This is a genomic window from Priestia iocasae, assembly GCF_016909075.1.
Taxonomy (GTDB): Bacteria; Bacillota; Bacilli; order Bacillales; family Bacillaceae_H; genus Priestia; species Priestia iocasae.
Genome location: NZ_JAFBFC010000007.1, coordinates 107,628 through 129,489, shown reverse-complemented (window position 1 = coordinate 129,489; position 21,862 = coordinate 107,628). Strand labels below are relative to the sequence as shown.

The 21,862-nt window shown below is 37.4% G+C and carries 23 protein-coding genes and 2 riboswitches; of the genes, 6 read left to right on the top strand and 17 right to left on the bottom strand.

Annotated elements, in window-relative coordinates; translation table 11 throughout:
- Positions 1-131 precede the first annotated feature (131 nt).
- Positions 132-238, bottom strand: a riboswitch (SAM riboswitch).
- 92 nt (positions 239-330) lie between these two features.
- From JOC83_RS16930 to JOC83_RS16890, 9 genes are all read right to left on the bottom strand, one after another.
- Positions 331-1,641, bottom strand: coding sequence for an O-acetylhomoserine aminocarboxypropyltransferase/cysteine synthase family protein (locus JOC83_RS16930; RefSeq protein WP_205188574.1), 1,311 nt, complete (start codon positions 1,639-1,641; stop codon positions 331-333).
- Between the two features lie 71 nt (positions 1,642-1,712).
- Positions 1,713-1,813, bottom strand: a riboswitch (SAM riboswitch).
- A gap of 195 nt (positions 1,814-2,008) precedes the next feature.
- Entirely contained in the window at positions 2,009-2,311 is a 303-nt protein-coding gene (locus JOC83_RS16925) for a thioredoxin family protein (RefSeq protein WP_205188573.1), read from the bottom strand.
- A gap of 13 nt (positions 2,312-2,324) precedes the next feature.
- Positions 2,325-2,675: a toprim domain-containing protein gene (locus JOC83_RS16920; RefSeq protein WP_205188671.1), complete on the bottom strand. Its 351-nt coding sequence runs from the start codon at positions 2,673-2,675 to the stop codon at positions 2,325-2,327.
- Positions 2,676-2,938: 263 nt separating this feature from the next.
- Positions 2,939-3,181 carry a YusG family protein gene (locus tag JOC83_RS16915; RefSeq protein ID WP_205188572.1) on the bottom strand — a complete coding sequence of 81 codons (243 nt, stop codon included), beginning with the start codon at positions 3,179-3,181 and terminating at the stop codon, positions 2,939-2,941.
- A gap of 97 nt (positions 3,182-3,278) precedes the next feature.
- Complete coding sequence (gene gcvH, locus JOC83_RS16910; RefSeq protein ID WP_205188571.1) at positions 3,279-3,662, bottom strand: glycine cleavage system protein GcvH; 384 nt, start codon at positions 3,660-3,662, stop codon at positions 3,279-3,281.
- A 125-nt stretch (positions 3,663-3,787) separates the two neighbouring features.
- On the bottom strand, positions 3,788-4,144 hold the full coding sequence (locus JOC83_RS16905) for an arsenate reductase family protein (RefSeq protein ID WP_205188570.1): 357 nt from the start codon (positions 4,142-4,144) through the stop codon (positions 3,788-3,790).
- 265 nt (positions 4,145-4,409) lie between these two features.
- Entirely contained in the window at positions 4,410-6,194 is a 1,785-nt protein-coding gene (locus tag JOC83_RS16900; RefSeq protein WP_205188569.1) for an acyl-CoA dehydrogenase family protein, read from the bottom strand.
- Positions 6,195-6,223: 29 nt separating this feature from the next.
- On the bottom strand, positions 6,224-7,402 hold the full coding sequence (locus tag JOC83_RS16895; RefSeq protein WP_205188568.1) for an acetyl-CoA C-acetyltransferase: 1,179 nt from the start codon (positions 7,400-7,402) through the stop codon (positions 6,224-6,226).
- Between the two features lie 12 nt (positions 7,403-7,414).
- The gene (locus tag JOC83_RS16890; protein WP_205188567.1) at positions 7,415-9,799 is read right to left on the bottom strand and encodes a 3-hydroxyacyl-CoA dehydrogenase/enoyl-CoA hydratase family protein; all 2,385 of its coding nucleotides are present in this window, start codon (positions 9,797-9,799) and stop codon (positions 7,415-7,417) included.
- Between the two features lie 184 nt (positions 9,800-9,983).
- Here JOC83_RS16890 and JOC83_RS16885 point away from each other — a divergent pair, with 184 nt between their 5' ends.
- Complete coding sequence (locus tag JOC83_RS16885) at positions 9,984-10,133, top strand: YuzL family protein (protein ID WP_205188566.1); 150 nt, start codon at positions 9,984-9,986, stop codon at positions 10,131-10,133.
- Between the two features lie 46 nt (positions 10,134-10,179).
- Here the strand turns inward: JOC83_RS16885 and JOC83_RS16880 are convergent, their stop codons facing one another.
- From JOC83_RS16880 to JOC83_RS16855, 6 genes are all read right to left on the bottom strand, one after another.
- Positions 10,180-11,097, bottom strand: coding sequence for a proline dehydrogenase family protein (locus tag JOC83_RS16880; protein WP_205188565.1), 918 nt, complete (start codon positions 11,095-11,097; stop codon positions 10,180-10,182).
- Between the two features lie 348 nt (positions 11,098-11,445).
- The gene (locus JOC83_RS16875; protein ID WP_205188670.1) at positions 11,446-11,691 is read right to left on the bottom strand and encodes a DUF2573 family protein; all 246 of its coding nucleotides are present in this window, start codon (positions 11,689-11,691) and stop codon (positions 11,446-11,448) included.
- 2 nt (positions 11,692-11,693) lie between these two features.
- Positions 11,694-12,470: a (2Fe-2S)-binding protein gene (locus JOC83_RS16870; protein ID WP_205188564.1), complete on the bottom strand. Its 777-nt coding sequence runs from the start codon at positions 12,468-12,470 to the stop codon at positions 11,694-11,696.
- Positions 12,457-13,281: an ABC transporter ATP-binding protein gene (locus JOC83_RS16865; RefSeq protein ID WP_205188563.1), complete on the bottom strand. Its 825-nt coding sequence runs from the start codon at positions 13,279-13,281 to the stop codon at positions 12,457-12,459. Before JOC83_RS16865 ends, JOC83_RS16870 begins: the two co-directional genes overlap by 14 nt.
- A 71-nt stretch (positions 13,282-13,352) precedes the next feature.
- Positions 13,353-14,405, bottom strand: a complete 1,053-nt coding sequence (locus JOC83_RS16860; protein ID WP_205188562.1) for a FecCD family ABC transporter permease — start codon at positions 14,403-14,405, stop codon at positions 13,353-13,355.
- Positions 14,402-15,406, bottom strand: a complete 1,005-nt coding sequence (locus tag JOC83_RS16855; RefSeq protein ID WP_205188561.1) for a FecCD family ABC transporter permease — start codon at positions 15,404-15,406, stop codon at positions 14,402-14,404. The genes JOC83_RS16860 and JOC83_RS16855 overlap by 4 nt, the downstream gene beginning before the upstream one ends.
- Before the next feature lie 192 nt (positions 15,407-15,598).
- Between JOC83_RS16855 and JOC83_RS16850 the strand changes: the two genes are divergently transcribed.
- From JOC83_RS16850 to trhO, 3 genes are all read left to right on the top strand, one after another.
- Positions 15,599-16,591, top strand: coding sequence for an ABC transporter substrate-binding protein (locus tag JOC83_RS16850; protein WP_205188560.1), 993 nt, complete (start codon positions 15,599-15,601; stop codon positions 16,589-16,591).
- 205 nt (positions 16,592-16,796) lie between these two features.
- Complete coding sequence (locus JOC83_RS16845) at positions 16,797-16,976, top strand: YozQ family protein (RefSeq protein ID WP_205188559.1); 180 nt, start codon at positions 16,797-16,799, stop codon at positions 16,974-16,976.
- A 315-nt stretch (positions 16,977-17,291) separates the two neighbouring features.
- A complete protein-coding gene (trhO, locus tag JOC83_RS16840; RefSeq protein ID WP_205188558.1) occupies positions 17,292-18,206 on the top strand; it encodes an oxygen-dependent tRNA uridine(34) hydroxylase TrhO in 915 nt (304 codons plus the stop codon).
- A gap of 71 nt (positions 18,207-18,277) precedes the next feature.
- On the opposite strand, the gene JOC83_RS16835 is transcribed toward trhO, so the two are convergent.
- Entirely contained in the window at positions 18,278-19,102 is an 825-nt protein-coding gene (locus JOC83_RS16835; protein ID WP_205188557.1) for an ABC transporter ATP-binding protein, read from the bottom strand.
- 398 nt (positions 19,103-19,500) lie between these two features.
- On the opposite strand from JOC83_RS16835, the gene liaG reads away from it, so the two are divergent.
- Positions 19,501-20,358 (top strand): LiaG family protein, encoded by an 858-nt coding sequence (gene liaG, locus JOC83_RS16830; RefSeq protein ID WP_205188556.1) that lies wholly within the window; start codon positions 19,501-19,503, stop codon positions 20,356-20,358.
- Between the two features lie 99 nt (positions 20,359-20,457).
- Entirely contained in the window at positions 20,458-20,871 is a 414-nt protein-coding gene (locus tag JOC83_RS16825; protein WP_205188555.1) for a VOC family protein, read from the top strand.
- A gap of 156 nt (positions 20,872-21,027) precedes the next feature.
- On the opposite strand, the gene JOC83_RS16820 is transcribed toward JOC83_RS16825, so the two are convergent.
- Positions 21,028-21,861 (bottom strand): sugar phosphate isomerase/epimerase family protein, encoded by an 834-nt coding sequence (locus JOC83_RS16820; protein ID WP_205188554.1) that lies wholly within the window; start codon positions 21,859-21,861, stop codon positions 21,028-21,030.
- Between the last annotated feature and the right edge of the window lies 1 nt (position 21,862).

The window sequence follows — 21,862 nt, the reverse complement described above, 5'->3', positions numbered from 1 at the left end:
GTCTCACCTTCTTTTTTCTAAAATCACTTTACATTTACTGTACCCTTAAGCAAATGTGTTTTATTATCTTTTGAGATATAAAAAAACCTTTCTGCACAGATAAGCAGAAAGGTTTAACATTCTATTCCTTTCTCTCATCTCTCAAAGCATATGCTTTGCAGGAATTGGCACCATTTCAGCTATGCTGACGGTTGCCGGGCTTCACAGGGCTCAGTCCCTCCACCTCTCTTGATAAGAGTCAATACGACAGATTATTTAATTAAAAGATAATATTCTTAAAGTTATGTCAGTGATTGTAGCACGGTTAAATTACGGTGTCAACAACTAATATTATTTTAGCGCAACAGACTTTGAAGACAGTCCTGTGGCTTTTTTTATGGCTTGCTCTAAGTCTTCTTTAATGTCATCAATATGTTCAATACCAACAGAAAGTCGAATGAGATCTTCAGATACTCCAGCCAATTGTAGCTGTTCTTCATTTAACTGCTGATGCGTTGTACTAGCAGGGTGAATAATTAAACTCTTTGCATCTCCAACGTTTGCCACATGTGACCATAATTCCACAGAGTTAATTAATTTCTTGCCTGCTTCACGTCCTCCTTTAATGCCAAAAATAACAACGGCCCCCGCTCCTTTATCTAAATACTTTTTCGCTTGTTCCACTTGTGGATGATGAGGTAACTCTGGATAAGATACCCACTCAACGGCAGGGTGATTTTCTAAGTATTCGACGATTTGCCTTGTATTTGCGATATGTTCTTTCATTCGAACATGTAACGTCTCTAACCCTAAACTAAACTGATAAGCATTAAACGGACTAATAGAAGCACCGATATCACGTAAAAGTTGTACTCTTGCTTTCACAATATACGCAAGTGGCCCTAATGCTTCGGCATATACAAGATTATGGTAACTAGGGTCTGGTGTTGTAAAATGAGGAAACTTAGGTGAATTCCAGTCAAATTTACCACCATCTACGATAATCCCACCTAAGGTCGTTCCATTTCCTAATAGCCATTTCGTTGCGGAATGAATGACGATATCCGCTCCGTACTCAATTGGTCTACATAAATAAGGCGTTGCAAATGTATTATCAATAATTAAAGGAATTCCCGCTTCATGTGCTATGTTTGCTACTTTTTCAATATCCAACACATTTAAGCTTGGATTTCCAATGGTTTCTGCATAAATCGCTTTTGTATTTGGAGTAATCGCATGTCTAAAATTCTCTACATCATTTGGGTCAACAAAGTGCGTCTTAATGCCGTACTTCGGTAACGTCGTTTCAAATAAATTGTACGTTCCACCATACAGCGTGGATGAAGATACAATATCGTCCCCGGCCCCCGCTAGGTTTAAGATAGCAGTCGTAATTGCAGCCATTCCGCTCGAAACCGCTAAAGCGCCTACTCCTCCTTCAAGCTGCGCTACTCGTTCTTCAAAGGTTGTAACAGTAGGATTATGAATGCGCGTATAAATGTACCCTTGCTCCTTTAAAGCAAACAAATCTGCTGCATGATCTGTATTCTGAAATTGATACGCATTTGACATGTAGATAGGTAATGCTCTTGCTCCTGTTTCTTTCTCTGCTTGTAATCCCCCATGTATGTTCAGTGTTTCTAAACGATATTGCTTTGACATGCTTTTCTCCCCCTTTTTCAAAATAAAAAACTCCCTTCAGCAAAGAAGAGAGTTCTCTTACTCATAATCTCCGCTTATCTTTCAGAGCCTTTACTCTGCTGGATGTAGCACCGTGTTTCAAACCGGTTGCCGGGCTTCAAAGGGCCAGTCCCTCTGCCTCTCTCGATAAGGTTGTGTGTAAATATGTACAAGTTCATCATACTATAGTTCAGAAAATTTAATCAACTTTTATATTTCATCAATTTTCGCATGATTTCCGAGGAAATTTGTCCGTTCATGTCAGAAAAGGAGTTGCTTCTCTATCCCTCAACAGGCTTAAGAAACAACTCCTTTTATTCATTATGTATCAAAGTGTATGTGGTATCCATTACTCCTTTAACTCATTAAGCAAATATTCGACCGAATGAAAGGCATACAACTTTTTTTGAACCTTATTCTTGTCTAAAACAATCAAACATGGAACACTTTCAATTTCATATACCTCTGCTTGATTGGGCATATAGTTTAAATTACACATCCCCACGTTTAAATGGGGAAGTAGCTGTTCAACAACCGCTAACATCTTTTTCGATACTTGACACGTCCCACATAAAGGAGTGTAAAAAAAGATAACCAGTTGTTCATGTTCATTTTGTTTTTCCTTAAGCTGCTGTTCTGTCCACTCTTGCATAGTTTTCATCCTTTTATATCAAAAATTCCGTATTTACATCAATATTAGCACTTAGTAATACAGTGGCTATGTGATTCCTTGGTGCGGCTGCTACTTCTCGATACATTTTATCAATATAAAGGTGTTCAGCCTCTGGTAGTTCACGTTTAAATTGTTTACGAAGTTTGTTTCCTGAATCATCAGAGTCCACTAAAATATAGACTTCTTTATGATAAATCGAATCAATAATTTCATCAAGCTTGGCAACACTAATTGTGCCGTTTGTACATATAATCTCAATTGGCTCTTTAATAATGCCTTCAATCCTTTTTTTATCTGATCTGCCTTCTACAATGATCACTTTTCCAATTTCTTCTATTGTCATTGTCATCACCCATACTCATAAGTTGTGTACTAGAGCAAGGACTTACTCTATATTATAAACTATTCGTTAATACGCCATAGTTCCCCTGTTTTTTTTAGTAATTTACAAAAAATATCGTTCATTGTAAATAAAACAGTGGCTCTTCATCTGCTTACTTTATAAAATATAATTGTTTTTCTATTCCATTCATCACTCTATCTACTGTTCACTAGTCATAAAAGAGCCATAGAAAAAAACAGTGGAGTTATCTCCACTGCAATTCACTAACACCAGCCTTCTTCCGAATCACAATCTGTATACTTTTGATCATTACCTGTTTGAACGTCTGCATACTGATAGAAGCGATTGTTTTCCATCATATAGCCCGTTTCAAGATGATAATGATTGCCTTGTTCGTTTGATTCAACATTTCCAATAGGCTGTTTATCTGCATATAATTTCATCCCGTTTTCATTGAATTTTGCTGTTACACGGTCTGTTATATCAATCTTTTTTCGTTCAAACATAATAAAAAGACACCCCTTTAGTCAACTGTGATACTAATAGAGTGTCCTTTGAAGTTGTTAATCAATCTGTACAATTTTTGGCTAATCTAGAAAGAATTTATCCTTGATTTACCATATTTTCATATTCTTCAGCCGTCATTAGCTTGTCTACTTCACTCGTATCAGATGGTTTAATGACAATCATCCAAGCTTTTTCATATGGAGATTCGTTAACATGTTCTGGACTATCGTCTAAGTCTTCATTCACTTCTACCACTTCACCACTGATTGGTGCATATAGCTCAGAAACCGTTTTTACCGACTCTACGCTACCAAAAGGCTCATCCGCTTGTACAGTTGCTCCTACTTCTGGTAGTTCAACGAACACGATATCACCAAGTTCAGACTGAGCAAAATCTGTAATTCCAACACGAACAACATCGCCTTCTACTTTTACCCACTCATGTTCTTCAGAATAACGCAATTCTTTTGGTGTACTCATCTTAATCCCTCCAATAAAGTATGTATACTCTTTTATGACGAACATAAAAGAAGAATTTCCATTTTTAGTGTAACGTAAACCGTTTCATTTTTCTATTCGAAACATTTTTATTTATTTAAAAAGTTTTACGCCCACACTTGTTCAAACTGTTCTTCTTTAAATCCAACCGTTACTTTGCTTCCATTCGTTAATAATGGCCGTTTTAAAAGCATTCCATCAGAAGCAAGTAAATCTAACAGCTCATCCTCACTTGCCGTCTTCATTTTATCTTTTACGCCTAATTCGCGGTATTTTTGTCCACTTGTGTTAAAAAACTTTTTCAACTCTAAACCACTGTTTTCATAATAAGACTTGATTTGTTCACGTGTTGGAGGATTCTCTACAATATGAATTTCTTCGTATGTAAGACCTTGATCGTCTAGCCATTTTTTTGCTTTTCGGCACGTACCGCATTTAGGATAGGAGTAAAAAATGAGAGACATGTTAAAACCACCTTTACTATTTTGGACTTTTTTCGTATTTTAACACATCTATTCTTAAAATACCTAAACAAAGAAGTTGTCCCAAAAGTCATTACACCTAAAAAAACGCTTTAACGTAAAATCCCTTGCTCATCTATCTATAGATTTTATGAGCAAGGGATGTGGCAGACTAAGTGAAAATGAGGGACTTTCTCCCGTTTTCACTTAGCCTCTTTCAAAAATATATGTTAACTCATTGGGGGTGAGTCAAACAGCAAGTAAATGATTAAACGAGAAACTTATCAGCTTCAATTAATACTTTTGCAGCTTCACGCTTTGTTGCAATGACGTTAATTGGCGTATAACGAGTAAGCTTGCGTAGCGCTGATAACATCATACGCAGCATATCACCTTGTTCAGCTGCAACAAGAGTTTCTTTTGCATCTGCTTCAATTTTATTGAATGCTTCTTGACAGAAGATTTGTGTGTAGAGAACTTTTAAATTATTTTTCTCTAATCCTGATTTTTCAATTGCTTTTTCTGTACGAAGTAAAGCAGACTCCATTGCATAAACGTTACTGATGACATCAGCAATATTCACTAAAATTTCTTGTTCTCTCTCAAGTGCTTTTCCATACTTCTGAGCAGCTAATCCAGCCATTAATAGTGCAATTTTCTTTCCATTACGCACTAAATATTTTTCTTGCTCTAATGGCCCTTCTCCAAGTTCTTCTGGCATCATCATCATTAATTCTTCTTGCAATGCTTGTGCTTTTTGAAGAAGTGGAAGCTCTCCTTTTAATGCTTTACGTAAATACGTACCTGGCACTAATAGACGATTGATTTCATTTGTTCCTTCAAAAATACGGTTAATACGTGAGTCACGGTACATTCTTTCAATTTCATACTCACTCATGAATCCATATCCACCGTGAAGTTGAACACCTTCATCGACAATATAGTCTAGTACTTCTGTTGCAAACACTTTGTTTAATGAACACTCAATTGCATACTCGGCAATAGATGCTGCTACATGCTTTCCGTCTTTTTGCTCTTCTTCTGATAAACGACCCATACGCTCTTCAAATAAGCCAACTGTGCGGTATACAGAACTTTCTGATGCATAAAGCTTCGCAGCCATCGTTGCTAATTTTTCTTGCGTTAACGAGAATTTTGAAATTGGTGTTTTGAACTGTTGACGTTGATTTGCATATTGAACAGATAATTCAAACGCACGTTTCCCTGCTCCAACAGCACCTACACCTAATTTATAACGACCAATATTTAGAATGTTAAATGCGATAATATGACCTTTACCTGCTTCACCTAATAAATTTTCTTTTGGAACAAGTGCATCTTCTAAAATCAGTGTACGAGTAGATGAACTCTTAATCCCCATTTTCTTTTCTTCTGGACCTGTTGATACTCCTTCATATTCACGCTCAACAATAAATGCTGAGAACTGCTCGCCATCAATCTTTGCATATACTACGAATACATCTGCAAAGCCAGCATTTGTAATCCATTGCTTTTCACCATTTAATACATAATGTGTACCTTCAGCATTTAAGCGAGCTGTCGTTTTTGCACCTAGTGCGTCTGATCCTGACCCTGGCTCTGTTAATGCATAAGCAGCAATTTTTTGACCTGTTGCTAAAGCCGGTAAGTATTGTTGCTTTTGCTCTTCTGTACCAAATAATACAATTGGTAATGAACCAATCCCAACATGAGCACCATGAGTAATAGAGAATCCACCTGCTTTAGACATTTTTTCAGCAATTAACGCTGAACTTACTTTATCTAATCCTAGTCCACCGTACTCTTCAGGTACATCTGCACCTAATAATCCTAAATCACCAGCTTGCTTTAACAGCTTAACCGAGCGATCAAATTCATGATTTTCTAAATGTTCTACTTGTGGAAGCACTTCATTTTCCACGTATTCTTCTGTTGTTTTGGCAATCATTTTATGCTCATCTGTATAGTCCTCAGGTGTATATACTTGACTTGGTAATACTTCCTCAATTAAAAAGCTTCCACCCTTAGTTACGTTTTCAGTTATCTTTGACATCGTTTTTTCCCCCTTAATCATGTAATTTATTATGCAAGTAATTCAAATACACCAGCAGCACCCATACCGCCACCGATACACATAGTAACTACACCAAACTGCTCGTTACGACGCTTCATTTCATGAATTAGACTTAATGTTAATTTGGCTCCTGTACACCCAAGCGGATGCCCTAGTGCAATGGCTCCACCATTTACATTCACTTTGTCTTGATCAATATGAAGTTCGCGCATCACTTGAATAGCTTGCGACGCAAATGCTTCATTCAGTTCAAATAATCCAATATCTGAAAGCTCAAGCCCTGCTAATTCTAATGCTCTTGGAATCGCAACGACTGGACCTACTCCCATCACTTCTGGTGGAACGCCACCAACTGCAAACGAGCGGAAGCGAGCTAATGGCTTTAACCCTTCTGATTCTGCTTGCTCACGGTCCATTAATAACACTGAAGCTGCTCCATCACTTGTTTGTGAAGAGTTTCCTGCTGTTACACTTCCTGTTACCGAGAATGCAGGGCGCAGCTTTCCTAGAACCTGTGCCGTTGTACCAGCGCGAACACCTTCATCTTGAGAGAATAAAATGCTCTCTTCTCTTAGCTTATTATCACTACCAACAGAACGCTTTTTCACTTCAACTGGAACAATCTCATCGTTAAATTTGCCTTCTTGTAGGGCTTTAGCTGCAAGCTGATGACTACGAACGGCAAATGCATCTTGATCCTCGCGAGAGATGCCATATTTGACAGCTACTTGCTCAGCTGTGTGACCCATGCCCATGTAGTATTCAGGTGCATGCTCAACCAATTGAATGTTTGGACGAATAACATGCCCTGTCATTGGTACAAGACTCATTGATTCTGCTCCACCTGCTAATACCGTCTTCGCATGACCTAACATAATACGCTCTGCACCATATGCGATACTTTGTAAGCCCGATGAACAATAACGATTAATTGTGATGGCTGGAACGGTATATGGTAAGCCGGCTAATGCACCAATGTTACGTGCCATGTTTAAGCCTTGCTCTGCTTCTGGAATGGCACATCCAAAGATTAAGTCATCAATTGGACCTTCATAGCCACCTGCTCGTTTTAACGTTTCTTTTACTGCAATTGCTCCTAAATCATCTGGACGAACATTTGCAAGTGTTCCTTTCTTTGCTCTTCCAATCGGTGTTCTAGCACCAGATACGATGACCGCTTCTCTCATTTTTTCTCCCCCTTAGTTACGAAGTGGCTTTCCTTTTACTAACATGTGCTGCATACGTTGCTGTGACTTTCCTTCTCCAACTAGACTTAAAAATGCTTCACGCTCTAAATCTAATAAATATTGCTCGTCAACTTCTGTTCCGTACGGTATATTTCCTCCAGCAATAACGAATGCTAGTTTTTGAGCAATTTTATAGTCATGCTCTGAAATAAAACCGGAGTATTTCATCGCTTGTGCACCTAATAACAGTGTTGCGTATCCTGTCTCACCTACAACTGGCACTTTTCGACGAACCGGTGCTTTATAACCGTTATCAAACAATTGAATAGCTGCTTGTTTTGCATCGTGCAACAAGTGATCGCCATTGATACTAATACCATCTTGAGCATTTAAGAAGTTTAACTCCCGAGCTTCTGCCCCAGATGTTGACACTTTCGCTGTAGCAATCGTTTCAAACGTTTTGTTCGCAACTTTTTGAAGATCAAATTCGACACCTTTTGGCAGGCTATCGAGCTGTTTGATATAGAGCTCTTTGTTACCGCCTCCTCCAGGGATTAGACCGACTCCTACTTCGACAAGGCCCATATATGTCTCAGAAGAAGCTTGAACATGAGATGTTGGTAGACAAATCTCTGTTCCACCACCAAGCGTCATACCAAATGGAGCTGAGACAACAGGCTTGTCACTATATTTGATATTCATCATCGCTTGTTGGAATTGGCGGATAACAAAGTCAATCTCAAAGAAATTATCATCTTGTGCTTCCATTAAAATCATCGCAAGGTTGGCACCTACACAGAAATTCTTTGCTTGATTCCCAATCACAAGACCTTTGTAATTTTTCCCGACTTCTTCTACCGAGTAGTTAATCATTTGAATGATATCTAGCCCAATTGCATTGTTTGGCGATGTAAACTGCAAGCATGCAACATCGTCACCTAAGTCGATTAAGCTAGCCCCACTGTTTTTCTTAATGATATGATCTCCGTTACGTAATTTCTTCAGATGAATCACTTTTTTGTTTTCTTCTAGTTGCTTATATTCACCATTATTGTAATAGTGAAGATTTCCATCCAATTCGCTATAGAAAGAAGTCACTCCACTTTCAAGCATTTCTGTTACCCAACTTGGAATCTCTTTTCCTTCTTGCTGAAGCTTTTCAACAGACCGAGCTACCCCAATTGCATCCCATGTTTCAAACGGACCTAGCTCCCAACCAAAGCCCCATTTCATCGCACGGTCAATCGCTACGATATCATCTGCAATTTCGTCTTTTAATTGAGCTGAGTAAAGAAGAACTGGACTAATAATATTCCATAATAACGAACCTGCTTTGTCATCCTCATATACAAGCGCTTTCATTTTATTAGCTAAGCCTTTTTGTTGTTTACTCATTTCAGTTGCTGCTGTTTTTAATTTCTTTCTTTGTTCATATTCAAGTGTTGTCGGATTCAGTTCTAGAATTTCTTTTCCTTTCTTTAAAAAGAAGCCCTGACCTGTTTTACTTCCAAGCCATTTATTTTCTAGCATCGCTTTCATAAATACCGGTACGTCAAAAACTTCTTTTTCAGCACCTTCTACTTTTTCATATACGTTGTTTGCTACGTGGATAAAGGTGTCTAGCCCGACAACGTCTAATGTACGGAATGTCGCACTCTTTGGTCGACCAATTAAAGGTCCTGTAACGGAGTCTACCTCCCCTACACTGTAACCACCTTTTAACATTTCTTGAACCGTCACTAATAGCCCATATGTTCCGATTCGGTTTGCAATAAAGTTCGGTGTATCCTTTGCTAACACAACACCTTTGCCTAGCACATCTTCACTAAATTCCTTCATATATTCAATAACTTCACGATTTGTATCATTTGTTGGAATGATTTCTAATAACTTTAAGTAACGAGGTGGATTGAAGAAATGTGTTCCTAAAAAGTGAGCTTTAAAATCATCAGAACGTCCTTCAGCCATTGCCTCTACAGAGATACCTGATGTATTTGAACTTACGATACTGCCTTGTTTGCGCACAGAATCAATCTTGTTAAATAGCTGTTTCTTTACTTCTAAGTTTTCAACAACTACTTCGATAATCCAATCACATTCCGCTAACTTTTGTACATCGTCTTCTAAGTTTCCTGATTGAATGAGCGATAAATTTGCTTTTGATGTAAGTGGAGCGGGTTTTTGCTTTAATAACTTTTGTAATGCTGTAGCGCTAAAGCGATTACGAACTTGCTTATCCTCTAACGTTAATCCTTTTGCTTTTTCTTCTTCTGTTAACTCCTTTGGCACGATATCAAGAAGTAATGTCGGGATGCCAACATTCGCTAAATGTGCAGCAATTCCTGATCCCATTACTCCTGAACCAAGAACAGCAGCTTTCTTAATTCGTAGGCTCATATACATATCCCCCTTAATATATTGAATGAATAGTCATTCATTTTATTCTTAAAAAAAATAGAACTGCTTCCATCTCTATTTTTTACTATAAAACATTTTTTAAATTTTCGCAATATATTTACAAAAAAGAACAAGCCTATTTTTTCTTTAAATGGTTACTTTAATAGTAGGAGGTGAAGGAACGATGGCACGTTTAAAAAAGAACCCTTCTAAAGCAGGCGTAAGCGCAGCTAGCGTAAAAGGAAATGCAGGTCCAACTATCGAGATGGATGCAAGCGGAAAAAAGACCTCTCAAAATCAACAATATAAAAAGCAAAATATGCAACAAGACTAACATGCAAAATGGAGCTGTTGAACAACAGCTCCATTTTGCATGTTAATTATTTTTTTACAATTCCTTTTAATACAAACGCTACATTCGCAGGGCGCTCTGCTAAACGTCTCATAAAATATCCGTACCAATCTGTCCCATACGGAACGTACACTCTCATTGTGTATCCTTCACTCACTAATTGCTCTTGACGCTCAGGACGAATACCATACAGCATTTGGAATTCAAATTGATCATTTGAAATTCCATGTTCTTTTACAAGTTGCTTTGTGTACTCAATGATCGTATCATCATGTGTGGCAACAGCGGTATAATTTCCATTCAATAGATGTGTTTTAATAATCTTTTTAAAGTTATCATCCACATCTTTCTTATCAGGAAAGGCTACTTCAGTAGACTCTTTGTATGCCCCTTTTACAAGACGCAAGTTTGGGCTATATGCATTTAAATCATCCATGTCTTTTTCCGTACGATACAAGTACGCTTGAATAACGGTTCCAATATGATCATATTCTGACTTTAGTTGTTTAAAAATCTCAATGGTCTTTCCACAGCGTGAATAATCTTCCATATCAATGGTAACAAACACATCATTAGCTTGCGCAGCATCTAAAATTTTTCTCATGTTGCGTAGTACAATGTCATCTGAAATATCTAAACCCATTGACGTCATTTTTAATGATAATTGAGCATTTAGCTTTTCACGACCAATTGCACGAATCGCCTCCACACAATGGTCAGCCATTTCATTTGCTTCTCTTTCGTTATCAACAAACTCCCCTAAATAGTCAATTGTAACGGCTAACTTCTTTTCATTTAATTCCCTAATTGCTTTCACTGCTAAATCAATTGTTTCTCCTGCTACAAAACGAGAAGCTCCAAAGCGCAAACCGTATCTCTTCGCTAATTTTGTAAGCGTTTTATTTTTTGATAAAAATAAAAAGAAATCACGCATCGCTTGTTCCATAGCTCATCCCCCAGTTCCAATCAAGATGGTCATTATCTATAACTATATGAAACCAATAAATAAACGCCACAATGGGTCCTTTTAAACGAGACCCATTTAACAGCTACCTTATAGTGTTTCTTTCCTCTTAACAAGCAAAGCAAACTATTTATTTAAATTTTAGCACTTTTTTTATTATTTGAATATATTTTTTGAAAAAATTGTCGTTTCGTACACAAAGACCAGCCTTATCAAACGTTTCTCTCTCCTAGCCTTTAAAAAAGCAGACTTCAAAACAAAGAAGCAGACATGTATCCAATATAGGACTTGTCTGCTTCTTTGTAGGAGTTTCACTAGTTGGCACTCTCTTTATTTTTTAGAGCGATGCTGATCATTTAGTTCTTTAATCTCTTTAATGAGATTCATCATCTCAGCTTTACCATCTGGGTATTTTTCATTCCAATGCTTTGCCAGTGCTGGCATTGTCTTTGCAATATATGTATACATAGCCCACATTTGAATTTTTTCTTTTAGCTCATCTGTAGCATCGCCAACCATCAGCTCTGTGTACTTTTCGAGTAAGCCATCAAATTGTTCTTTTAACTTTTCATCCACTTTCATGACTCCTCCTTCACTTTGCACATAATTGGGCATGTTGTGCAATATTGATTTTTTGCCGCTGTTTGATATGAAAAGCAGCATGTTTTTCGTACTCTTATATCTTGCCCCAAACTTTTCACAAATTGTTTTGGTTCATTATACTTTGCTAAAGGATTGTAATGATATGAGCCAAATAAGGAGCCTTGAGCTTTTTCATATAAGTATGAAAAGTCTTCTTGAATTCGTTCTTTTATTGGCTCTAATGTTAAGTCATCTAAAAGTGTTTCATACATCCACATAATATACACTGAGACATTTTCCCACAAGATAAGCTTAGAGATTTTCGTCACATGGCGCACCTCTAACCATATCTTATCAACATGCTGTGCAAACAATTCCTGTAAAAGCTCTTCTCGCTTTTGAATATGATTCCCATCGTTCACTTCTTCTACATGGGTATTCTGCCAATAAATAGACGGTATCCACAGCCGATCTGTCATATCTAGTGTCTCTAATGAAGTATGACACTCATCAATATTTACTTTCTTATGAAGAATAGTAAACGAATACAGAGCCGCTAGTACAACAAAGCTATATCTCTTTGCAAAAATAGAAGCTGCCACTTTTGCATCAGGCGCTTCTATTTGTTGTTGAACGAATTGTAAGTGTGAACGTAACGTCTGCTCATTCATCAGCTCAGTCGCTGGCATACTTATAGAAGAAGGAACTTTTTCTGTCATCACACGAAATTTCTCTTTTAAAGTTTGAAGCTCTTGTTGACTAAATAGCTTCATTTGTTGTTCCCACCTTTTGCACAATGCAGCGCCCTCTTCCATGGGGGATACATAGTGGTGTACCGAATAAAGGATCAATGGTGACTTCACAATTCATCTGAAACACATTACGTACAAGATCACAACTAATTACGTCTTCAGGTTTCCCTTGAGCGTAGATTTGTTTATTTTGAAGAGCTACAATGTTATGAGCATAACGACAAGCTAAGTTTAAATCATGAAGCACCATAATAATGGTACGGTTTTCTCGCTCGTTCAGTTCAAATAATAAATCTAAAATCTCAATTTGATGCGTCATATCTAAATACGTTGTTGGTTCATCTAGTAAAATAATATCCGTATCTTGTGCTAAAGTCATTGCAATCCATGCTCGCTGACGTTGACCTCCTGATAACGAATCAACTGAACGATCTGCTAATTCTTTCATGCCTGTTGCTTCAAGCGCTTCATTCACTTTTCGCTCATCTTCTTCTGACCATTGACGGAACCAGTTTTGATATGGATATCGACCTTGCTTCACTAGCTGTAAAACGGTTAATCCTTCTGGCGCAACAGGGCCTTGAGGTAAGATTGCTAGTTGTTTTGCAATTTCTTTTGTTGGTAGTTTTGAAATTTTCTCTCCCTCAATTAAAATAGAGCCATCTTGCGGCTTTAATAATCGAGCTAAAGATCGCAATAGTGTTGATTTTCCACAACCATTACTACCAATAAAAACGGTAATTTCCCCTTTGGGAATTTTCAAGTCAAGCTCATTTATAATAATGGACTCCCCATAAGACAGCGTTAATGACTTCGTTTCGAGTGAGTTCATCTCAACCGCTCCTTTTAACAAAGAATATAGCTCCGCATTTGCGGGCAGTCATAACTCTTTGACTCTTTAATTTATGATGCATTTCGTTGCTTATATAACAAGTAAATAAAGTAAGGCGCTCCAATTGCAGCCGTGAATACTCCAGCAGGTACTTCAATTGGTAAAAACATCGTGCGACCAATTAAGTCTGCTACTAATACTAGAATCGCTCCAATTAGAGCCGATACAGGCAATAATGACCCAAACGAAGAGCCAACGAGCCTTCTTGCAATATGAGGCGCGAGTAACCCTACAAAGCTAATACCACCTGCAAATGCTACAGCACTTCCTGTCAAAGCCGTACTTATTAGTAGTAAACTTAAACGACTTTTTTGAACATGATGTCCCACATTTTTAGCCATGTCTTCACCAAGTTCTTGTATGTTCACATGTCTAACCATAATGAAGCTTATTACAACTAACAAACAGGTAACAGGCAACAGTGTATACACATTCTTCCAATTAGATCCGTATACACTACCCGTAATCCAAATGTTTGCCTGACTAGCTTGATAAATGGGACCCATAATCATGAACAAAGTCGTAAGCGATTTTGTTAAGGCTGTTAGACCTATACCTACTAATATGAGTGTAATGGGCGATACCCCACCTTTCCAAGCTAATACATAGAGTAATAGAGCCACTACAGAGGCACCTATAAAAGCACTAAGAGGCAACCAATGAATACTAACAGTGAGGGAGTGATTTTCGTCACTAAACAGTGTTAAAAATAGCACAACAGCTACCGAGGCTCCTCCTGTCAAACCAATTAAGTCAGGTGAAGCAAGTGGATTTCGAACGAGTCCTTGTAAAATAGCACCCGCAACCGCTAAACAAATTCCAGCTAAAATAGCAATTATTATGCGAGGTAACCGAAAGGAAGTGACAATTAGTTGTTCAAACTCTGATCCTTGTCCAAAGATAATTTGAATAATGTTTAATGGACCAATAAAGAGTTCTCCCATACCAGCACTTAAAAGAAACAAACCTAGCAATAAGACTAATAAAGTAGACATAATAATGGTTGCAGAAATATTGATTAAAAATGATATTCTCCCAACACGAATAGCTTTGTGCTTTCTCATGATGAACGAACCCCCTTACGTGCGATGTAGATAAAGAAAGGAGTTCCAATACAGGCAGTCATAATTCCCACTGGTATCTCTTCTGGCATAATGACATAGCGGGCAGAGATGTCAGCAATTAAAAGTAAAATCCCCCCCAGCACTCCACAGTAAGGGAAGATCCAACGATAATCTTGACCAACAAGCCAGCGAACGATATGAGGCACGATAATCCCTACAAAACTAATGGGTCCAGCAATGGCTACAGCCCCACCTGCCAAAAAAACAATAACAATACCCGCACCAATTTTCACCATACCGGTTCGCTGTCCTAATCCTTTTGCAACATCTTCTCCGATTGTTAAAATATTAATCTTATTAGCTAGTAAAAAAGCGCCTACTGTTGCAACAACAATATAAGGAAGAACAGAATATAAAATATCTAATTTTCTTCCTTGAACAGAACCTGCTAACCAATAAAGAACTTGATCAAGCGATGATTCATCTAATACAAGAAGTCCTTGTGTTAACGAGGAGAACAGAGCAGCAATTGCAGCTCCTGCTAATGTTAGCTTAATCGGTGTTAACCCTTCTCTTCCTAACGAACCTAAAAAATATACGACGACTACTGTGATTGTCGCTCCTAAAAATGCAATCCAAGTGAAAGCTTGTAAAGATGTAATGGAAAAAATCATAACAGCTACGACAATGAAAAAACTTGCCCCAGCATTAACCCCTATAATATCTGGGGATGCTAATGGGTTTTTGGTTAACGCTTGCATCATAGCTCCTGCAATTCCTAAGCTACTTCCTACAACAGCTCCAATCAGTGCACGTGGTAACCTTACATTCTGAATAATAAGGTGTTCATTCGAACCATCAAACGCGCGAAAAGCCGCCATCGACGTTTCAATACTCGTATTGGTATAACCGAGTATAATACTTAAACCAATACATATTATTAAAATAATACTTCCTATCATCAATCCAACTAGTTTTAAATTAAAGGTTCGTAGTACCATATTGTTGCTCCTCTAACTATGCGGAAAAAGTCCTTTTTCTCTTCTTTCAGTTTAGAAAAGAAACCGATGTGTGTCAATGATTATGAGAATCATTTTCACTTTTGTATTGACAGTTTTATGAACTTCGAATAACATCTTACTTGTAAATGAAAATCATTATCATATTTTAATTAACTCTTTGGGGGTAAAAACATGACTACATATCTCAAAAAGCGCTTTTCATATGTTTTTGCGCTTCTATCCATTATGGCGCTATTAGTTGTATCCGCTTGCAGTAATGCAGCTGAAGAAAAGCCTGCTGAAGACGGCGAGAAAGATAAAGCTGGATCAGAAGAAACGTATACTATTCAACATGCAATGGGTGAAACAACAATTGAAGGTACACCAAAGCGTGTTGTTATTTTAACAAATGAAGGAACGGAAGCTTTATTAGCAATGGGCGTAACTCCTGTTGGAGCCGTTGAGTCTTGGCTTGGTGACCCTTGGTATGATCACATTCAAGAAGACATGAAGGATGTAAAAAGTGTCGGAACAGAAAGTGAACCAAGTCTTGAAACGATTGCTTCATTAAAACCTGACTTAATCATTGGAAATAAGCAACGTCAAGAAGCTGTTTACGATCAATTAAGCCAAATCGCACCGACAGTCTTCTCAGAAGCATTACGCGGTGATTGGAAAGAAAACTTCGAGCTTTACTCAAAAGCAGTAAATAAAGAAAAAGAAGGTCAACAAGTAATCGCTGATTTTGATAACCGTATCGCAGACTTAAAAGGTAAATTAGGCGATCAACTACAAAAAGAAGTATCCATTGTTCGTTTCACGGCTGGAGATGTTCGTATCTATCATAAAGATTCATTCTCAGGCGTCATTTTAGAGCAATTAGGATTCGCTCGTCCAGAATCACAAAATGTAGATGACTTTGCTGAAAAGAACGCAACAAAAGAACGCATCCCTGCCATGGATGGAGACGTCATGTTCTACTTCTCATACGAAACAGGTGATGGAGAAGCAACAAAGCTTGAAGAAGAGTGGACAAAAGATCCATTGTTCCAAAACTTAAACGTAGCCAAAGCAGGAAACGTTCATAAAGTAAGTGATCCTATCTGGAACACTGCTGGTGGGGTTGTCGCTGCAAATTTAATGCTAGATGATATTGAAAAGTATTTTTTAGAAGGAAAGAAATAAGCATCAAAAGGAATTGACCTTCGTCAGTTCCTTTTTTTATAGTGCGTAAACTACCTTCTGTTCGCCCTCTAACAACCTTTTAAACAAACGTTTGATTAATTTTTTCCTTCTATATAATATGACTCCTTGTCCTTCTTTTGTGTGGGTAGATGCATAGCTTTTTATACTTTTACACATAATGAACACATGTAAAGGAGGGATAACAATGGATCGTGAACCAAAGCAAGGAAAGAAAAATGAATTACATACAGAAGAAATGGCAGATCGTCAATTTGAAGTACAAGATTACAGCCGCCAAGATGAGTTATCACAAGGTCTTGCAACCACACATGAACAAGTAAGTGATGCTTATAATGAAGGAACCGTTGAAGATACAAACCGCTAATACTTTTTTTGTATGGAAGCTTTGATATTTTAAAAGAAGAGCTAGAAAAAGAAGAGCCAAAACACACTCTTATTAAAGGGATGTTAGCAAACTTTACGGAAATTGAATCTGTTCAATTTCATCGCGCACAAATTGCAAAGTTGCTAGGTGTAAAAATACGATAAAGAGCTTACCAGATAGCCCTTTTCACGTAGATTAAGCATGATTAAATACTTGTACTAAGCAACCTTTTAACAAATTTCCCCTCCCCTTCTTTACTTTCCACAAATTTGTTATGATAGAAAGGAAAGTTTAGAAGGAATAGGTGAAGAACAAATGAACTATCAAGTATTACTTTATTATAAATACGTCACAATTGATGACCCGACTTCATTTCGCGATGAGCATTTTGCTCTTTGTGAAGAACTTGGGTTAAAGGGCCGTATTTTAGTTGCCCACGAAGGAATAAACGGTACAGTATCTGGAACACCTGAACAAACAGAAGCGTATATGGCTATGATGAAGAATGATCCACGCTTTTCAGACATGATTTTTAAAATTGAACGACATGATGGACATGCATTCAAGAAATTAAAAGTGAAAGTAAAACCAGAGATTGTTAATTTAAGTTTAGATGCCGATTTAGACCCAAATGAAACAACAGGTAAACATCTTTCACCAAAAGAATTTTATGAAGCCATGAACCAAGAAGACGTGCTCATTCTTGATGCAAGAAACACATACGAATATGATTTAGGTCATTTTAAAAATGCAATTCGTCCTGATATTGAGACATTCCGAGAATTACCTGATTGGATTCGTGAAAACTTAAGCGAACATAAAGATAAAAAAATCTTAACATACTGTACAGGTGGTATTCGCTGTGAAAAGTTTTCCGGTTTCCTTGTAAAAGAAGGATTCGAAGATGTTTCTCAATTACATGGAGGAATCATCACATATGGTTATGATGAAGAAGTAAAAGGACGCTTATGGGATGGAAAATGCTATGTGTTTGATGAACGCATTTCTGTACCTGTTAACCGTACGGAAGAAGAAACTGTTGTTGGAAAATGCTATTACTGCGGAGAGCCTGAAGAGCGTTACGTAAAATGTGGCAACCCAGATTGCAATGATCACCTTCTCCTTTGTGAAGAATGTGAACATGAACATTTACGCTCATGTAGCTCAGAATGTAAAGAGCATCCACATAACCGCTACGTAAAAGAGCATGCTGTTCAATCAGAAGTATAATAAAACTATCCCCCCTATTTTAGCTGTTTAAAATGGGGGGGTTTTTATGGTGCACAAGACGTCTGTATTGACTACCTTGCTAAGCTAACCTCTCTTGTCATATCCTTGTTGCTTTTAAGTAAGTCATATGTAATACATATTGGACGATTCGTACGAGGGTCTTGCACAACTTCTGCATCAATACCAAATGTTTTTGCTAAAATATCAGGAGTCATTACTTCTTCAGGTGTACCTTCTTTCACAATTTGTCCAGACCGAAGAGCAACCATATGATGAGCAAATCTTGCTGCATGATTCAAGTCATGAATGACAATGGCAATCGTTCGCCCTTCTTCCTTATTTAGCTTATCTAATAGTTCAAGTACCTCTAACTGATGAGCTAAATCCAGATATGTTGTAGGCTCATCTAATAACAACAAATCTGTTTCTTGTGCTAACGCCATGGCAATCCATACTCGTTGGCGCTGTCCACCTGATAAAGCATCAACTGTACGCTCATGAAAAGCAGACATCCCCGTTACTTCTAATGCCCAATGAATAACATCTCGATCATGACTTGTTAACTTCCCAAACCCGTTTTGATGAGGAAAACGACCATATGACACTAACTCTGCTACTGTTAGACCAGAAGGAGCTTCTGGGGATTGAGGCAAGATAGCCATCTTTTTCGCAATTTCCTTTGTAGATGCTTTGTGTATGGCTTTTCCATCTAAATAAACAAAGCCACTCTTTGGATGAAGGATGCGAGACATTGTCTTTAAAATCGTTGATTTTCCACATCCATTCGGTCCGATAATGGTTGTAATTTTACCATGAGGAATTTCTAAATCTAGCTCTTTTACAATATCCACATCCCCATATCCGATATTTAACTTCTCTGTTAATAATGAAACCATTTATAATAACCTCCCCATCATTACGTCACATTGCTTATTAAAAAAGAAACTTCGTCTCAACTATCTACCTAAGCACCTAACATGACGGACCTTCCATTATGTCTCCTTTTTTTAGATAAATGTATATAGAAGTTCGAATCATTTATTTCATTACTTATAGTCAATCACTCAAAATAATCGATATTGATAATCTTTATCAATTAAAAGGATAATATAGATTATCGTGTTTCACAAGACTAATTACTTGATTTTCAAGCTTTTTCTCTCTACGTCTCAAGTCTTACATCAAAATAATTCTTGCGTTCATTGTAGAAATAATGGATTTTATTTACAATTAGACTATAAAAGGTAGTAAGTACTAACGTTACGCTAAATTATGAAGAAAGCAGGTAGTAAACATGAAACGGACTTTCATTATCTTTTTCGTTCTTATTGGAGGATTTCTGTTATATTCGAATCTTTCATCTTTATCGTTTTTACCGGTAGGATTGTCAAAAAGAACAGCAGATGTAAACTCAAAAGTCGAAACGATTCACATTGATATCTCAAGTGTTAAAACAACCATTATTCCTGAAGATCGAGAAGACATTAAAGCGGATTTAAAAGGAAAAGGAAAAGTAGAGATTTCAAAACGCGGAGATACGATTACTGTAAAATATAAGCGAAAACCGTTTGATTGGTTTTCATCATTCGAATCGTCTGAACTACTCATTTATATACCAGAAAACTATGATCGTAATATGAACCTCACAATAGGATCTGGGGACTTACTATTCTCAGGTACTTCTCCTAGTAAGCCTGTTCATTTAAATGAATTGCGTTTAAATGTAGGATCTGGGGATGTTCAATTAGCAAGCTTAGCTCTTGATACATTTGAAGGAAACATTGCTTCAGGAGATGTAATGATTACATCTCTTTCAACGAATAGAGGAACATTTGACGTGAGCTCTGGGGAAGTGAGCGTGAAGGAATACAAGGGTGAACTAAATGCAGACGTATCATCGGGAGACTTTTTTGTTCACATGAATGAACTCGTAAACTCAATTGATGTAGACCTGAGCTCTGGAGAAGCAACACTTGATCTCCCAAACAATGCTGATTTTAAACTCCGAGGAAAAGTAAGTAGTGGTGACATCACCAATGACTTTCCTTTACACCATTCCACACAAGAAAAAAGATTGATTGAAGGAACACATGGTTCTGGCACACATTTGATTAAAATAGATGTATCAAGTGGTGACTTTCAACTTCAATAAAAAACGAACAAATGTTCTTTACAAGTGATACCTGCTTTATTATAATAGAAGATGAAGAAGCTCATTTATCTAAATTATAAGAAATCAGGAGTGATACAAATGAAACATCAAGCAACCCCTTATTTAACATTTGATGGAAACGCAAGAGAAGCTTTACATTATTACAAAGATGTATTTGAAGGTGAAATATTATCAATTCAAACTTTCGGGGAAGCTGAGTTTCCAACTCCTCCAGAAGTAGATGAGCGAATTATGCATGCTCAATTTAAGAAGGACTCTCTCTTCCTAATGTTCTCTGATGCATTTCTAGGTCAATCTGTTACAGCTGGTAATAACATCTCATTAGCACTTGAATTAGAATCTGAAGAAGAGATTCAAACTCTGTATAATCGTCTGTCTGAGCAAGGCACTGTCATTATGGAGCTTCAAGATACATTCTGGGGTGCTAAATTTGCAAAAGTAAAAGATATGTTTGGCATCACTTGGGATTTAAACTATACAACTCAATCTTAAAAAATATAGACCATGATTACCTGCTTATCGGTAATCATGGTCTATTTTCTTGCTACTCATTCATGTTCGTTAGCGTCATTATCATGCCTTCTTTTAAACTACAAGAACAACATCATCACTAAGCTACACTCTTATAGATGAAATAAAGAACCTTCTTTAACAAGCACTAACCGTCAGCTCTCTCACTAATTCAGTTGTTTTTTTACAATCACTTGCTAATACCTCTTTTACATTTGGTCCAAACCATTCAAGAGACGCATCTACATCTATCAAAGGAGCAACAATTGATAAGAATGAATGGTAATCTACAGCTCCTTCAAATAAAGGTACCATCCCCTCTCTAGAACCTGCTGCTGCATAGACGTTTTGGGGAGCAAATACGTTTAGTTGGTCTCGTGACGTAATGTTTTTAAAATGAAAATGCGAAATAAATGGTTGAAGCACTTGAAATGCTTCAATTGGGTCTGCTCCCGACTCCCACATATGTAATACATCAAAGTTCACTCGAAGCGCTGGATGATTCACTTCCTCTAAAAGCTGCAATGTTGAAGGTAACGTATCGGTTAACGTATTTGGGTGTGTTTCAACCAGCACATATTGTCCTTGTTCATGAATCAGCTCACAAACAAGTCGTAACTGTTTCACAAGATATGCTCTTTCTTCTTTGCTAGTTGCAGCGCTTGCTTTTTGGCCAGCAAAGGTACGAAGCTTCTTCGTTCCCCAGCGATGACCAAGTGATGATAACGTTTGAACAGCATTCGTTAATTCAAGTGAAGATGCTTCTAGTGGAAAATAGTCACTAAGCATACTTACTTGTAACCCATAAGATTGTAGCCACTGAGCATTGTATGAAGGCTCATCGGCTAAATGCTTTGCATGAATTCCCCATAGTTCGATTCCTGTAAATCCATTAGATTGAGCCCAATCCGCTAGATGATCAATTGAATGAAGATGGTGGCGAAATGAGATGGTACATATAGAAAGATTCATT

Bases quoted from the DNA above. Each gene is read 5' to 3' on its own strand.
- JOC83_RS16930 (WP_205188574.1), bottom strand. From the start codon at position 1,641: ATGTCAAAGCAATATCGTTTAGAAACACTGAACATACATGGGGGATTA.
- JOC83_RS16925 (WP_205188573.1), bottom strand. From the start codon at position 2,311: ATGCAAGAGTGGACAGAACAGCAGCTTAAGGAAAAACAAAATGAACAT.
- JOC83_RS16920 (WP_205188671.1), bottom strand. From the start codon at position 2,675: ATGACAATAGAAGAAATTGGAAAAGTGATCATTGTAGAAGGCAGATCA.
- JOC83_RS16915 (WP_205188572.1), bottom strand. From the start codon at position 3,181: ATGTTTGAACGAAAAAAGATTGATATAACAGACCGTGTAACAGCAAAA.
- gcvH (WP_205188571.1), bottom strand. From the start codon at position 3,662: ATGAGTACACCAAAAGAATTGCGTTATTCTGAAGAACATGAGTGGGTA.
- JOC83_RS16905 (WP_205188570.1), bottom strand. From the start codon at position 4,144: ATGTCTCTCATTTTTTACTCCTATCCTAAATGCGGTACGTGCCGAAAA.
- JOC83_RS16900 (WP_205188569.1), bottom strand. From the start codon at position 6,194: ATGTCAAAGATAACTGAAAACGTAACTAAGGGTGGAAGCTTTTTAATT.
- JOC83_RS16895 (WP_205188568.1), bottom strand. From the start codon at position 7,402: ATGAGAGAAGCGGTCATCGTATCTGGTGCTAGAACACCGATTGGAAGA.
- JOC83_RS16890 (WP_205188567.1), bottom strand. From the start codon at position 9,799: ATGAGCCTACGAATTAAGAAAGCTGCTGTTCTTGGTTCAGGAGTAATG.
- JOC83_RS16885 (WP_205188566.1), top strand. From the start codon at position 9,984: ATGGCACGTTTAAAAAAGAACCCTTCTAAAGCAGGCGTAAGCGCAGCT.
- JOC83_RS16880 (WP_205188565.1), bottom strand. From the start codon at position 11,097: ATGGAACAAGCGATGCGTGATTTCTTTTTATTTTTATCAAAAAATAAA.
- JOC83_RS16870 (WP_205188564.1), bottom strand. From the start codon at position 12,470: ATGAAGCTATTTAGTCAACAAGAGCTTCAAACTTTAAAAGAGAAATTT.
- JOC83_RS16865 (WP_205188563.1), bottom strand. From the start codon at position 13,281: ATGAACTCACTCGAAACGAAGTCATTAACGCTGTCTTATGGGGAGTCC.
- JOC83_RS16860 (WP_205188562.1), bottom strand. From the start codon at position 14,405: ATGAGAAAGCACAAAGCTATTCGTGTTGGGAGAATATCATTTTTAATC.
- JOC83_RS16855 (WP_205188561.1), bottom strand. From the start codon at position 15,406: ATGGTACTACGAACCTTTAATTTAAAACTAGTTGGATTGATGATAGGA.
- JOC83_RS16850 (WP_205188560.1), top strand. From the start codon at position 15,599: ATGACTACATATCTCAAAAAGCGCTTTTCATATGTTTTTGCGCTTCTA.
- JOC83_RS16845 (WP_205188559.1), top strand. From the start codon at position 16,797: ATGGATCGTGAACCAAAGCAAGGAAAGAAAAATGAATTACATACAGAA.
- trhO (WP_205188558.1), top strand. From the start codon at position 17,292: ATGAACTATCAAGTATTACTTTATTATAAATACGTCACAATTGATGAC.
- JOC83_RS16835 (WP_205188557.1), bottom strand. From the start codon at position 19,102: ATGGTTTCATTATTAACAGAGAAGTTAAATATCGGATATGGGGATGTG.
- liaG (WP_205188556.1), top strand. From the start codon at position 19,501: ATGAAACGGACTTTCATTATCTTTTTCGTTCTTATTGGAGGATTTCTG.
- JOC83_RS16825 (WP_205188555.1), top strand. From the start codon at position 20,458: ATGAAACATCAAGCAACCCCTTATTTAACATTTGATGGAAACGCAAGA.
- JOC83_RS16820 (WP_205188554.1), bottom strand. From the start codon at position 21,861: ATGAATCTTTCTATATGTACCATCTCATTTCGCCACCATCTTCATTCA.